Below are 14,360 nucleotides of genomic sequence, written 5' to 3' on the forward strand. Positions count from 1 at the left end.
CTAACCCACAACATCTTGTTTGTTTTGTTTTTTCCGAATGTGGTCAAGAAGCCTTTGCAAACTTGGATTTTCTGGGTCCAATTCCAAAGCAGAACTTAGGATGTTTTCTGCCCGAGAAAAGTTTTTATCAGCCAAGTAAGTCTGCCCTAAATTGATCAAATTTTTGACATGGTTTGGATCACGAAGGCGAACCCTTTCTCCAAAATCAATGGCTGTTTTGATATCGGCCACTTTCCTTGCACAAAAAGCAGTGATGTACATAATCTCCGTATCCATTGGTTTTAACAAACTATAGTCTTTGGCCATTTTTTTGGCGTTTCCATAGTCTTTGAGTTTTAAATAGAGTTGGATGAATTTCTTTTTGATTTCAGGAATGTTTTCTTCCAAAGAATTGGCTTTTTCTAAATACGAAACTGCCTCTTGGAGGTCCGAAGATTCACTCGCCTCTTTTGCTTTGTGGAGTAAGGATTGAATTTCTTTTAGTTTTTCTTTCTCAATTTTATAACGTTCTTTTTCTTCAATAAAAGAAACTCTTAAAAGTGATAAATCGTCGGTTAGGCTACCATATTGGCGCAGCTCTTCATAAATCCGGTCCAAATCTCCTTTTCCCGATTCCACAACGCGAAGAAAAAGTCTTTCGTCTTCATTGATGACTCGCTTCCCATCTTCTGTATGTGAGATGAGTAAATCATCACGCCCGTCAGATCCAGCCAGTAGAACATCTCCTGCTTCCAACTGAAATGTTTTGATATATAAATTTCCTTGGACTCCAGAAGTTCCTAGTTTTCGAAACATAAGTTCGTTTTCAATAAAACTGGCAATTCCATCTCGGTACAAAACCATCCAAGGATGTTCTGCATTAATAAAATACAAAAGACCTGTTTCATTATCGATGAGTCCAAGAACCAATGAAACAAGCATGGAACCGTCAAAACCTTCAAAGATTTTATGAAGTTCTAAAAAGGTATTTTTGATCCAACGTTCCGGATAAGTATTGCGAGCCTCACTTAAAAGTTGAGTTCTTGTGATGATCGATTCAAAAACAGAACCAAGAACAAGCGCTCCTCCAGCACCTTGCATGGACTTACCCATTGCATCTGCATTTAAAAATACAGTATAGGAACGATTGTTTAAAAAAATCTGATTGGCAATATTCAAATCCCCACCGATTTCTTTTTCATATTGGCGGAAGGTGAATTTTTTCTTTTGTTCTAGTAAAAAATCAACCTGGACATTATCATGATTCGCATTATTTGCATTAAACGGCTGCAAAAGAAGCGAGGTTAAAAAATAATCTCCATCTTGTTGGTGTTTTAAGGATTGGACCTCTTTTAAAGAATTTTCCAATTCCTTCGTGCGTTCCTGCACCTTTACTTCCAATTGGTCAGCGTATTGTTCCAATTTTTTTCTGGCTGCTTGGATTGAACGCACCATTCTGTTAAATGATCTTGCCATAAATCCAATGTCATCTTCCACATGAACTGTCAGTCTATGTTCTAAGTTCCCGGAGTTTACCTCTGTTAAACCTTCTATGATTTGTTCAATTGGTCTTAAAAGTGCAATTAGGAAAAACAATCTGTATCCAAAAATGACAAGCACCGCTAGAGACAAAACACCAATGATCCAAGGAAGTGTGACTTCTTCCTGGAATTCCCGGTAATCCAAATAAGGATAACCCACTTCATGGATGAGTCCTTTTTCTTTATCCACCACCAGATAACTTACATAAAACGAGTATTCTGGATTGTTCTCGGCAAATTTAACCCGACCCCGGTAATTTCTGTCTCCATGATTCGGCATAGGGGAAAACATTTGATCCAGGACTTCGAATTTTTTTTCTTCAGGAATGTCCGCCTCTAAAACAGTCCGTGCTGCGCCATAAAAACCGGATAGTGGTCCATCTTTTTTGGAAACCAATGACTCCGCCCCTTCGGAAAAATTTTTTACGGGGACTTCTCTTAATTTATTTCTAGTGTAGAGGATTTTACGTTTTTCAGATTCCAATTCTTGGATGAGAAGTTCCGGGCTTGTCACTTGATCCAATGCCAAAAGCCGTTTGATTTCAGCAGCATAACCTTTGCTTGACTCTGGTAACTTTGAAAAAAGACGACTTGTTTTTTCTTTCCAATCAGAACTTTGTTTGTAAGAAAGAATGGTTTCCAAAGCCCAGGAATTCCAATATTCTGATTCGTAACTTGCAGGTTCCACAGAAGTTTCTTCGAATCCTTTTTTACGAACAAACTCTTTCTCGTTAATATCATAAGTATAATGAAAACTGGGAACTTGGTCCGTTTCGATTCCTGCGATGTAATTTTTGGCTCTGGCTGTATGCACCATATCATAGTTTGATTCAGACTGTTGGATGACAGAATAAGCAACAAGCTGCAAAACTAACAAAAATGATGCGAGAGATATTCCAATAATTCGTGAAATAATCGTAGTTTTGTCTTTTGTATTATTGATATAAACTACATTGGCAACAAACAAACCAACTACCAAAACTAAATCCGTAATGGTTTGGTATAGCCCGCGACCAATGGCTCCATCCCTTGATTGTGCATTCATAATTCCTGGTAGGATGGTCACAAGGATAAAGGCGATGAGAATGCTTGCTGATGCAAACCTCGACTCTTTTGGCATTTTGAATATCTGCACAATGGCAACGAAAGAAAAGGTAACAAAAAAAATCAGAACGATAATAGCATAAGCTTTGTAAAAAACAGGAACAGGAAAATCCCAATAATGACCACTAAAGAAAAATAACCTACCGGCTGTTAGGCTAATGTATACAAAGTAACCAGTTACAGTCACAACGACAAAGTTCATAACCCTAAAGAGGTATTTTTTTAATCGGGGGAAATAAACTTCGGGGTAACTTAAAAAAAAGCTGGTTAGGTATGTCGCTCCAGCCATAGCACCTATGATGACGAGCCATCGCAGATAGGCAGATGAAGGACCCATAAAAGAAAAATTAATGAGATACCCAAAATGAAACAGGCCAAGCCAGAGAGTACCCATTCCCAATTGATAGGTAGCTTCCGATTTTTCTTTCACCGTCAAAAAAAATTGTGCATTGTAAAAAGTAAAAATAACACCGACGAGCGAGCCGAATGTATAAAAATCAAACGCTATATTTCCCCAAGAGTTCATGGGTGAAAACCCTAACAGAAGATCAAATCATGTCAACTTTGTATTTCTTTTCTTCCTAATTTGGTATAGAAAGTACAAAAATAAACAAATGAGAACTATTCCAATGGTTTGATTGTAGTATGATAACATAACAACGATTTGGTTCCAATTGGACCCTAGCAGGGAACCTCCCGAAAGTAAGAGTCCACACCAAATCGAAATAGCCAAAGAATATAGAAGGACAAATTTAATGACGTTCATTTTGGCCATACCCGCAACAATGGAGACAAAAAACCGAATCCCTGCCGAAAACCGTGACAAGAGGACAACGATCACTTCATGTTTTCGAAACCAAACGAGAGTCTTATGTAAATTTTCTTCTTGGTAGAGTGCGGCCAAAAAAGGAAACTTAGATCGTTTTAGAAATTGTAAGATCCTTTCCCCAAAAAAATACATGGCCAGGGCCCCCAAAAGGTTTCCCAAGTAGGTTGCCCAGATGATCGATGATAAGGAGAGTGAAGAGCCGGGACTTGAAGATAAAAACCCAGAAAAGACTGTGACAGTATCCCCTGGCCAAGGGGGGAAAATATTTTCCAGAAAGTTAGAAAAACAAAAAAAGGCCCAAAGTACAGCCGGGGGCAATGCAAGGATCCGATTCAAAAACACATCAAATTCTAAGAAATCCAGCACAAAAGAAGAGGATATGTTTCCAAACCAGATGGCAACAAAGATTTAAAAAAATGAATGGAAGGAATCACTAGTTTCACATTTGCTTTCCCTAATGCTTCGATTTTTGCCTATTTTACTTCTTGTTCTCTGGGAATGTCGCCCGGTTCCTCAAACCGAAATCTATCGATTTGATCAAATCGTTGTGACAAAATACCCGATGAATGCTCCGCCCGCATTTCCTCAGTCCTTTTTTCCTGAAAAAGCGCAACTACTACAATCCAGCGAATTCAAAACAAGTCATATCCATACAAAGGAAGCAAGCCTACTTCTGGAATCAGAAGAAAGTTTGGAGATGATTCAAAAAAGAATCGAAGCAAGAGCCGCACAAGGTGATTGGAAACTCATCGAAAAAAGCGAAAAAAATGGTGAGGTTTCCTACTTACTAGAAGGTTTCATTAAAAAATCCCTTTCCATCATTGTTTCCGCATCAGGAACAAATACTAATTACATTCGATTCTATTTCAGAAAACATTCTAGTTATTAAAAATGAATTGGATTAAAAATAAAAACGAAACAATCGTATACCTACTACTCGGTGCGATTTTTTTAGGAACCTGTCTTACTTTATTTTTTGTTTTCAAACCTTTCCTTTGGGCGAGTTTCCTTGCCTTATTATTTTATCTCACCACAAGGAAAACTCATAAAAAACTAAAGAATCTTTTAGGTGTCAAGTTTCATGGATTGTCTCCCTACATCATGGTCATCCTGATGCTTGCGGGAGTATTTATCCCTTCCTATCTCATTCTCTCTACGTTGATAAGAGAATCATTAAACTTAGTCAGTTATATTAGAAACCAACTCACTGAAGAATCTATCGTAGCATTGTTACTCAATAGTCCGATGTTGACAGATTTTTTTACTGAAAATGAATTCTTTTGGATCAAACTTCCTCTGATGTACCGCGAGTATGTAGGCCAACATATGGATATTCTAAACTTAGATTCCATTTATAGTTTATTAAAAAACTCTTCTGGTTTTTTACTTGGTTCATTTGAAGTACCTGGTGCCATCATATTCAATGCATTCTTTACTTTTATATTACTTTTCTTTTTATACAAAGAAGGAAGTAGGATGGAACATGGACTTTTTGTTTTGTTACCGTTCCCAACAGAAATAGAAGAGAGACTAGGTAGAAGAATAGAAGAAGCAATTCGTACGGTAATGATGGGGAACCTATTTATTTCCTTGTTACAAGGTGCCCTAATCTATGTTTTGTTACTTTTTACTTCTGTTTCAAATAAGTTTTTACTTTCAAGCATTGCTACGATTTTTTCATTAATCCCCGTTGTCGGAACATCTGTTGTTTGGTTACCGATTGGACTTTATATCGGTTTAGTCCAAGAGAATTGGACAGGTAGTATTCTTTTTATGATCGCTGGTGGAGCAAGTTATTTGATTTTAGAAAACTTAGTGAAACCAAAAATTTTAGACAAAAAACTAAAAACGCATCCATTTTTAATTTTTCTCTCTCTTATTGGCGGTTTACAAGAGTTTGGTGTTGCGGGGATTATCATCGGACCAATGGCTTTAACCCTTGTCATCATCCTTTGGGATTTTTGGAAAATTTTTAGAGAAACTCGTTTTCAGACTACTTAAATGGAAACAGTAGATTCATCGCTCAGTGTCAGTGAAGTCAATCGGCTGATCAAAGCCAAACTTCAAGATTCTCCTGAATTCAAAAATATTTGGATTCGGGGAGAAATCTCAAACCATTCCCAAACGAATAGTTCTGGGCATATGTATTTTTCTCTAAAAGATTCGGCAAGTGTCATCAAATGTGCCTTCTTTTCCTTCCAGGCAAAAAACTATAAAGGAACACCTCTTCGCAATGGAATGGAGATTTTGGTTTATGGTTCAGTTTCTGTATATGAACCAGGCGGGTATTATAGCATTACCGTACAAAAAGTAGAGGAAATCGGTGAAGGGGACATCCTATTAAAAATTGAGAAACTGAAAAAAAGCCTACATGAAAAAGGAATTTTTGATCTAACGCACAAACGCCCTCTTCCAAAATTTCCGAAACGTTTAGGTATTGTCACTTCTCCCAAAGGTGCCGCCGTAGAAGACATCATTCGGATTGCCACAGACCTCAATCCTTCCATTCAAATTTTAGTTTCACCATGCCTTGTCCAAGGTGATGGGGCAGAAAGCTCCATCATAGAAGCCATAAGAGAAATCAATGATCCGAAATGGGAAGTGGATGTGATCATTGCTGGCCGAGGTGGTGGATCCTTTGAAGATCTTATGGCCTTTAACCAAGAAGCAGTGGTCATGGCGTATTACAATTCTCGAATTCCAATTATCTCTGCTGTGGGTCATGAAATTGACCGGGTGCTCACTGACCTAGCTGCGGATGCAACAACTCCTACTCCCACGGCTGCAGCAAAACTAGCTATCCCCAATGTTTCAGATACCCTCATCCGTTTGGATGAAATGGAAGAGAGACTAAAAGCAGCACTCAATGGTGTTGTCCGTTTGGGAAAAGAAAAATGGGCAGGGATCATAGGAAGGCCCGTATTTCAAAATCCGAAAACTCTCTTAGATGTAAGATCCACTGCTCTTGATGAACTGATGACAAAAATTTCTCTCCTTGGAAAAAACTATTTGGTACGCAAACAAAGCGAATTTCAAAAGTTTGATACCTTAACACAGAACTGGAAATCTTATTTAGAACGAATTCAAAATAAATTTACCCTCGCAGAACAAAGATTAGTTCATTTTTCTCCTCTTGGGACTTTACAAAGAGGGTATTCGGTGGTTCGAAATAAGGACAAACAAGTTATATCCTCCATTCATAAAATCAAAGAAAATGATAGTTTAGAAGTTTTTCTTTCTGATGGAAAACTTCTTGTAGAAGTAAAAGAAAAAATATAGGAATTCAAAATGGTTGAGAAAAAAACAGTTAGCTTTGAAGAAGCACTTCGTGAATTGGAAGACATTGCTGAAAAATTAGAACGAGGAACTCTTTCTTTAGAAGAATCCATCAAAGCCTATGAAAGAGGAATGGAACTAAAAAAAGTTTGTTCAGAAAGATTGGTCGATGCTGAAGCAAAAATTGAATTTTTATCAAAGGCTCCCAGTGGTGAAATTGTAAAATCATCAGTGAAAAAAAAGAAAGATGAAAGTCCTTCGAAACCAGTGGAAGAAGACTTATTTTAAAAAATGAATTTCCAAGCTGCATTTATCATAGGTTACCTTTTCATTACGATTGCAATTGGAGTTTATGCGGCAAAAAAAGTAAAAAATTCCAAAGACTTTATTTTAGCCGGTAGAAGTTTACCCCTCCCCATCTCCACAGCAGCTTTATTTGCCACTTGGTTTGGAAGTGAAACCATTCTTGGCTCCTCCGTAGAATTTGCGAAAGGAGGATTTTTAGCAGTCATCCAAGATCCGTTTGGTGGAGCCCTTTGTCTTTTTCTACTTGGACTCGTTTTTGCGAAGTATCTTTATCGAATGCAAATCCTTACCTTTGGTGACTTCTACAGAAACCGGTATGGAAAAAAGATGGAGTTTATTGCCGGGATCTGCCTTATCTTTTCCTATTTTGGTTGGGTAGCGGCACAATTTGTGGCTCTCGGAATTATGGTTCAAATTCTATTTGGAATCAATCAATTCACTGCCATCGTGATTGGAGCCTGCCTTGTTGTTTTTTATACTTATTTAGGGGGAATGTGGTCAGTATCTTTGACCGATTTTTTCCAATCCATCTCCATCATCATTGGCCTCGTATTCGTTTTATATGAGTTAAATGGTGTAAAATCGATTTGGTCCAGCATCCAAGAAAAACCAGATGGATTTTTTAATTTTTTTCCTGAATCCAATTTCCATGCTTGGACTTTGTACTTATCTGCTTGGATGGTTGTTGGTTTTGGATCTTTACCCCAACAGGATATTTTCCAAAGGGTCATGTCTGCTAAGTCCGAAAAAGTAGCGATTCGTGCCTCTTACCTCTCTTCTGTTTTTTATTTACTTTTTGCACTTATCCCTCTGTTTTTAGGACTGCATGCCAAAAGCCTTATCCCAAATTTTGATTTAAATTCCGAAACAGGACAACTTCTGATCCCGACGATGATTTCCAAGTTTTCCAGTCCTTGGATTCAAGTTTTATTTTTTTCTGCACTGATCTCTGCCATTCTTTCGACGGCATCTGGAGCCATCCTTGCTCCGTCTTCAATATTATCTGAGAATATTCTAAAATACGCATTCAAGGATATGGATGATAAAAAACTACTTTTGCTTTCTAGAACTTCAGTCCTGATCATTGCTGGGATTTCATTTTTACTTGCAGTGGGAAAACCTTCGATTTATGCTCTTGTGGAAGACTCAGGCGGGATCTCCCTTGTGACTTTATTTATCCCGATGGTATTTGGACTTATGAGCCAAAAGGCAGATGAAAGATCTGCGCTTTTTTCTTTACTCGTTGGGATTGTCACCTGGCTTATTTTGGAGGTTTATGGTGACGATATGACAAGCCATTTTTACGGAACCATAGCAAGCCTTATCGCCATCTTAATTGGGATGTATTTTTTTCCTAAGAAAGGGCAATCCTTAGAAGCCAAGTAAATACATCTTTCATCTCGATCCCGAGTGCTTTTGCTTGTTGGGGGATAAGACTTGTTCCCGTCATTCCAGGAAGTGTATTGGTTTCTAAAACGTAAGGGATTCCGTCGCTAATGATAAAATCCGTTCGTGAATACCCTTTACAGCCCAAAATATCATGACATTTCAAAGTATAGTCTTGTAGTTTTTTTGTAATTTCATCCCCCACAGGTGCAGGAGTGATCTCTTCACTTCCCCCTTTTGTGTATTTGGCTTCAAAGTCAAAAAATTCTGATTTGGGTCGAATCTCTGTTGGCACTAAGGGAAAAGGAATTCTTTTTCCGCCTTCAAAACGTTCCAGAACTCCAATGGAGACTTCTGTTCCAGATATCAATTTCTGGATCAGGACTCGGTCTTCCGAAACAAAAATTTTATCGATAAGAACCATTGCCTCTTCGGGAGTTTTTGCCATTCCCGTATTGACACTAGAACCACCAAGCGTTGGTTTGATGAAGACGGGAAACGGGAAAGGAAGATTTAAAACTGTTTTTCTTGCATCCGTTTTTCCTTTTTCTAAATCCACAAAAGGAGCCACAGGAATTCCAATGGTTTGGAATAAAAGATTTGCCCGATATTTATCCATAGCAAGAGCAGAAGCCAAAACCCCTGATCCTGTATGAGGGATTTCTAATACATCTAAAAACCCCTGGATTCTACCATCTTCGCCAGCTCCCCCGTGTAACCCCAAAAAGGCGGCCTCAAATCCATGTTCAAGTAAACCGGCACCGGAAGAAGGTTTGGTTATCCCGTTGACAGAAGAAAATTCATTCAGAAACTCAGTTTCCGATTTGCCAGCGGGATCAGGATAGGCCGGATCCTTTCCATCAGGAATCCAAAATTTTCCCGATTGGTCGATATAAACCGGACAAACTTGGTATTTTTCCCGATCAATCGTATTGAAAATGAAATAAGAAGAACGAATGGAGATAATATGTTCCCCGGAGATACCCCCGAAAAGCAGTGCGATTTTTGTTTGGGTCATGAAATCACTTGATTCCTTTTATAGAAACTTGAAGATATTGAAATTACGTGGATTCCCGCTTTAAAATTCAATTCGGAATTGTTTTTTGTCTCTTCTTTCTCAGTTCCTCGATTTTTGCCAAATTACCCAATTCCTTTACAGAAGATATCAAGTCTGATTACCACCAATTTTGGTTTTTATATGAATCTGAAAAACGGGGCAGGCAAAGTTATTTAGCCTTTCGTCCGTTCTACATGGGTTTTCAAGATAAAACCTATGCCTTTCGTTTTAAAAGTTATCTCTCCCCATTTTATTACAAAGAAGAAACCAACTACTGGTATACCTGGTCTTCTTTGTTTTTCTTCAGTGGGACAGGATTTAAACATGAAGAAGGTGATGACGATGAAGACATCCTCTTCACTCCTCTTTTGATTTGGGGGAAAGGTGAATCACAAAGAGAAAACTATTTTAGTGTGTTTCCTCTCTATGGGAAAATTAGAAACAAACTTTCCTACCAAGAACTAAGTTATGTTTTGTTTCCAGTTTACTCCGAATGGAAGTATAAAACCTATGAAGCAAAATCCATCCTTTGGCCCTTGGTGATGTGGGGAGGATCGGAAACAAGAAGTGACATTCGTATTTTCCCGATTTATTCAAAGAAGGAAAACGAAGGAAAATACAAACGACAGTCCCTTCTTTGGCCTTTTTTCCAATGGGGAGAAGAAAGATTGGATAAAAAAGAACCAACCACATATTCTATTTTTTTCCCACTTTATAACAGTAAGGATTCGAGAGATGGGAATATGAAAAGTAGAGCCTACCTTTGGTTTCCTATTTTGAATTCTTTATTCTCTTATGGGTATGATAAAAAAACAGGACAAACCAACTACACTGCTCTTTTTATTTTTTTTCAGTATACCACTTCTACAAAAAAAGATACGGAAAAACTTGTATTTTTTCCTTTTTATGGATATTCTTATTTTGCCAAAAAAGAAGCGGAGTTTATAACACCATTTTACATTCGTTTGTCGCAAAATACATCACACTTAAAAGCTACTTCTCATTTTTTATTACCTTTTTATTCCCATATGAAAAGTGAATATGTCCAAACAGGAAGAGAAGATTATTACTGGAAACTTTGGCCCCTATTCCGGTATCATAAAGATGCCGATGGGAATTTTGGATGGAATACCCTAGCCATTATCCCAGTTCGATTTGAAGTGATGGAGGATGTTTGGGAACCCATCTTCTCTCTCATCGAATACAAAAGATCGTCCAATGGAGAGAAACGTTTGCATTTAATCACAAGACTATATTCGCATCGTTGGACAGAGGATGAAACTCATATCCACATTCCCTTACTCGTAGAGTATTCCAAATCACCGACGGGGTTCCGTTATGATTTTGTTTATGGATTATTTGGAATTGATACCCGAGATACAAAAAATAAATTCAAACTCCTCTGGTGGGAACTATGAAACGCCTGTATTCCAAAACCTTGGAACCTTTTCTCTATGCAGTTGGTTATACTGTCCTTCTTCTTTTTCGTGCTATAGGACAATCTCACCATCTTTATTTCAAAAGAAAAGAGATCTTAGAACAAATGTTTATTGCTGGAGTTGGTTCTTTGTTTGTAGTCTCCATTGTTTCTGTTTTCACAGGAATGATCCTTGGACTAAACACCGGCCTTGGACTTCGCGATTTTGGAGCCGAAGGTCAAATTGGACTTTTACTCACCATCACCCTCACTCGCGAAATGTCCCCTTTTATGACCTCACTCATCTTGGCAGCTTCTGTTGGTTCGGCGATGGCTGCTGAAATCGGAACCATGAAAGTTTCAGAAGAAATTGATGCTTTGGAAGTGATGTCCATTAGTCCAATCAGGTATCTTGTACTCCCAAGGATCGTTGGATTCTCCATGATGGTTCCTGTTTTATGTGTGTATTCAGCCGCTTTAGGTATCTTAGGTGGTGGAATTGTAGGACATTTTCAACTGGGAATCGATATGATCAGTTATTTCCAAGATGTTTATTATCGTATATCTTCCGTTCCAGGGCTAAAAGATTTATATGTGGGTCTTCTCAAAGGTTATGTATTTGGTCTTTCTATCTCCACCATATCTTGTAGCCAAGGACTTAGGACAGAAGGTGGAGCCATTGGTGTAGGCCAAACCACAAGAAAGGCTGTGGTCACATCTTTTCTTATGGTCATTTTTTCTGGTTATGTGCTCACCGCTCTATTTTATAAATGAAGGAAATGATGGAACCCTTTGCCATTGAAATGAAAAACGTCCATAAAGCTTTCGGAAAACGAAAGATCTTACAAGGAATGAACCTAACCGTCAAACAAGGCGAGACGATGGTCATCCTTGGGCCTTCGGGAACAGGAAAATCGGTGAGTCTCAAACATATCACAGGACTCCTTGATCCCGACGAAGGAGATTGTCAGATTTTTGGTGAATCCATTGTTAACGCCAGTGAGAAAAAAAGAGAAGAACTTAGATCTAAACTAGGAGTGTTATTCCAATCAGGTGCGCTCATCAACTGGCTTACTGTTTATGAGAATGTAGCCCTTCCCTTGCGAGAACATAAAATTGCTTCTGGGGAAGAACTGGATCGTATTGTCATGGAAAAGTTAAAATGGCTCGATTTAGTTCCCGCCAAAGATACCTTACCCAGTAATATTTCCGGGGGGATGAAAAAACGTGTGGGTCTTGCACGCGCTCTCACTTCCCAACCTAAAATCGTGTTATACGATGAGCCTACTTCGGGTCTTGATCCGGTTATGTCCAATGTCATCAATGATTTAGTCATTCGTTTGCAAAAGGAATTAGGTCTAACATCCATAGTAGTGACTCACGATATGAATTCCGCTTACAGAATTGCCGATCGTATCAGTTTTCTTTATGAAGGTAAGGTGCAGTTTTGCGGAACCTCAGAGGAAATCCAAAAATCAACAAATCCAGTCATCCAACAATTCATTCACGGCAATACCGTTGGTCCGATGATTCTGGATCATTCCGAATTAAAAAAAGGAAAATCCAATTGACTTTGCCCATCACTTTAGGAGAAATTTAGGGAATGCCTACCGTAGGTCGTGCTCTCATTGTCGGTCTTCTATTTATCTTTTCACTTGTAGCTGTGGGTTATTTTACCATTGTCACAGAAGGTGGCCCTTTTCAAAAATCAGGATACCAACTCCCCGTTTATTTTCCCGATGCAGAAGGAATCAAAATCGGGAACAAAGTCACCATCCACGGGGTTCCTTTCGGTTATGTTTCTAAAATCCGATTGGTGCAAATTGACGAATATGGAAACCTACTGCCCGAGGGAGAAACAGGGATTGGAACCAAGGTGGAGCTCACCCTTCTCTTAAAAGGAAAGGTGCAGCTTTTTTCTAACTACGAAATCACAATCAAAAACGAAAGTTTACTTTCGGGCCGGGTGGTCTCTCTCGACCCAGGTTCTAAGTTTCCGGTCGATCCCAAAACCAAAGAATACATGATGACGGAGCCTGCCCTCACCAAAGTGGAGATCTCTCCAAGGTCGGGAAAAATGATACCCATCCAAGGAAAGGTCACCCAAGACCCACTCGTATCTCTTTCCGAACTCATTGCCGAAAACCGCTCCGACATTCGGAAAACAGTGCAAAACATTGCCGGGATCACAGGAAAGATCAACGAAGGACAAGGGACACTCGGAAAACTCATCAATGAAAGTGATGTCCACAAATCGGTCAATACCACCCTTGGGGATGCCCAAGTGGTTTTGAAGGAACTACGGGAAGGATTGGAAGATACAAGGGAACAAGCACCTGTGACCAGTTTCATTCGCTCCGCTCTTAGTGCTTTTTAAGCACTAACACGTAAAATGCGGTCTGTTTTGTAGTAAAATTCTTTAGTTTAGCGCACAAAACCCGGCCGTCACATTCCCACCACACTGTTGTAAAAAGGAGACATTTTTTTGACTTGGGGTCACGGTTTTGGAATTGTCCCTCCCCCCTTTTCTACAAATTTGTAAGTAGGAACTGAATATGGTAACGGCGATACACAGAAAAACGATCCAAAACTCCATCACTCTCAGGGGAATTGGCGTCCATTCCGGAAAAATGGTGACTTTACGGCTCCATCCTGCGGAAGCAAATACAGGACTGATCTTTTACCTCTACAAAGGGACCCAAAAAATCCGAATTCCCGTCTCTCTCGACCATGTTGTCGACACAAGTAACGCCACTACCATCGGAGACGGAAGTTCCAACCGGGTGCAAACCATCGAGCACCTTCTCGCCGCAGTCCATACCTTAGGCATTACTGATTGTATTTTTGAAATTGATTCCGTCGAAGTTCCCATTATGGACGGATCCTCACTTCCTTTTTGGGAAGGAATCCGCTCCGCAGGGATTCGAGTTCTAGACGAAACCATCGAACCCATTACCATCGCAAACCCGATTTGGGTTGTAGACGGGGACAAATACCTCGTCATGTTGCCTTCCGATGAATTAAAAGTCACTTATAGCATCGATTTTAACCACCCACTTTTGCGTGGACAATCCTACACCACTACCCTTGACGAATCCATTTTAGGAACAGACATCCTTCCTGCCCGAACCTTCGGGTTTTTGAAAGATGTGGAAGCCTTGCAAGCCCGTGGCCTAGCAATGGGTGGCTCTCTTGACAATGCAGTGGTTCTCACTGACGACGGGTATCTCAACGATACTTTGCGTTATGACAACGAATGTGTTCGCCATAAAATTTTGGATTTGATTGGGGATTTGGCTGTGATGGGGAGACCATTCCGTGGCCATCTCATTGCTTCCAAAGCGGGACATGCCCTAGACATTTCTCTTGCCAAATGCATCATGAGCCAAGTCACTGGAAACGAACTCACCCAGTTCAAAAGCAAACGAATTCCGCTCTTTTCTAAAAAACAAGCGGTACGTTAGA

General features: G+C 39.4%; 13 protein-coding genes. 10 read left to right on the top strand and 3 right to left on the bottom strand.

Annotated features, from left to right (window positions below):
• Both EHR01_RS04835 and EHR01_RS04840 read right to left on the bottom strand, forming a co-directional pair.
• Complete coding sequence (locus tag EHR01_RS04835) at positions 1–3,150, bottom strand: SpoIIE family protein phosphatase (RefSeq protein WP_135693574.1); 3,150 nt, start codon at positions 3,148–3,150, stop codon at positions 1–3.
• Positions 3,151–3,177: 27 nt separating this feature from the next.
• The gene (locus EHR01_RS04840; protein WP_135693575.1) at positions 3,178–3,819 is read right to left on the bottom strand and encodes a DedA family protein; all 642 of its coding nucleotides are present in this window, start codon (positions 3,817–3,819) and stop codon (positions 3,178–3,180) included.
• A 91-nt stretch (positions 3,820–3,910) separates the two neighbouring features.
• On the opposite strand from EHR01_RS04840, the gene EHR01_RS04845 reads away from it, so the two are divergent.
• From EHR01_RS04845 to EHR01_RS04865, 5 genes are read left to right on the top strand one after another with little or no spacing between them, the layout of a single operon-like run.
• Positions 3,911–4,342, top strand: a complete 432-nt coding sequence (locus EHR01_RS04845) for a hypothetical protein (protein WP_135693906.1) — start codon at positions 3,911–3,913, stop codon at positions 4,340–4,342.
• Positions 4,343–4,344: 2 nt separating this feature from the next.
• Complete coding sequence (locus EHR01_RS04850) at positions 4,345–5,454, top strand: AI-2E family transporter (protein WP_004788646.1); 1,110 nt, start codon at positions 4,345–4,347, stop codon at positions 5,452–5,454.
• Positions 5,455–6,732: an exodeoxyribonuclease VII large subunit gene (gene xseA / locus EHR01_RS04855; protein WP_135693576.1), complete on the top strand. Its 1,278-nt coding sequence runs from the start codon at positions 5,455–5,457 to the stop codon at positions 6,730–6,732.
• Between the two features lie 9 nt (positions 6,733–6,741).
• On the top strand, positions 6,742–7,017 hold the full coding sequence (locus EHR01_RS04860) for an exodeoxyribonuclease VII small subunit (protein WP_135693577.1): 276 nt from the start codon (positions 6,742–6,744) through the stop codon (positions 7,015–7,017).
• A gap of 3 nt (positions 7,018–7,020) precedes the next feature.
• A complete protein-coding gene (locus EHR01_RS04865; protein WP_135693578.1) occupies positions 7,021–8,421 on the top strand; it encodes a high affinity choline transporter 1 in 1,401 nt (466 codons plus the stop codon).
• Here the strand turns inward: EHR01_RS04865 and EHR01_RS04870 are convergent.
• Complete coding sequence (locus tag EHR01_RS04870) at positions 8,390–9,439, bottom strand: D-alanine--D-alanine ligase (protein ID WP_135693579.1); 1,050 nt, start codon at positions 9,437–9,439, stop codon at positions 8,390–8,392. The genes EHR01_RS04865 and EHR01_RS04870 overlap by 32 nt on opposite strands.
• 47 nt (positions 9,440–9,486) lie before the next feature.
• On the opposite strand from EHR01_RS04870, the gene EHR01_RS04875 reads away from it, so the two are divergent.
• The 5 genes from EHR01_RS04875 to lpxC all read left to right on the top strand — a co-directional run bounded on the left by EHR01_RS04875 (position 9,487) and on the right by lpxC (position 14,359).
• A complete protein-coding gene (locus EHR01_RS04875) occupies positions 9,487–10,896 on the top strand; it encodes a hypothetical protein (RefSeq protein ID WP_135693580.1) in 1,410 nt (469 codons plus the stop codon).
• A complete protein-coding gene (locus tag EHR01_RS04880; protein WP_135693581.1) occupies positions 10,893–11,669 on the top strand; it encodes an MlaE family ABC transporter permease in 777 nt (258 codons plus the stop codon). Before EHR01_RS04875 ends, EHR01_RS04880 begins: the two co-directional genes overlap by 4 nt.
• 8 nt (positions 11,670–11,677) lie before the next feature.
• On the top strand, positions 11,678–12,466 hold the full coding sequence (locus tag EHR01_RS04885) for an ABC transporter ATP-binding protein (protein WP_135569264.1): 789 nt from the start codon (positions 11,678–11,680) through the stop codon (positions 12,464–12,466).
• 32 nt (positions 12,467–12,498) lie between these two features.
• Positions 12,499–13,272 (top strand): mammalian cell entry protein Mce, encoded by a 774-nt coding sequence (mce, locus tag EHR01_RS04890; protein ID WP_135693582.1) that lies wholly within the window; start codon positions 12,499–12,501, stop codon positions 13,270–13,272.
• Positions 13,273–13,450: 178 nt separating this feature from the next.
• Complete coding sequence (gene lpxC, locus EHR01_RS04895; RefSeq protein ID WP_135693583.1) at positions 13,451–14,359, top strand: UDP-3-O-acyl-N-acetylglucosamine deacetylase; 909 nt, start codon at positions 13,451–13,453, stop codon at positions 14,357–14,359.
• The last annotated feature ends 1 nt before the right edge of the window (position 14,360 follow it).

The sequence above is a fragment of the Leptospira mtsangambouensis genome (genome assembly GCF_004770475.1).
GTDB lineage: Bacteria > Spirochaetota > Leptospiria > Leptospirales > Leptospiraceae > Leptospira_A > Leptospira_A mtsangambouensis.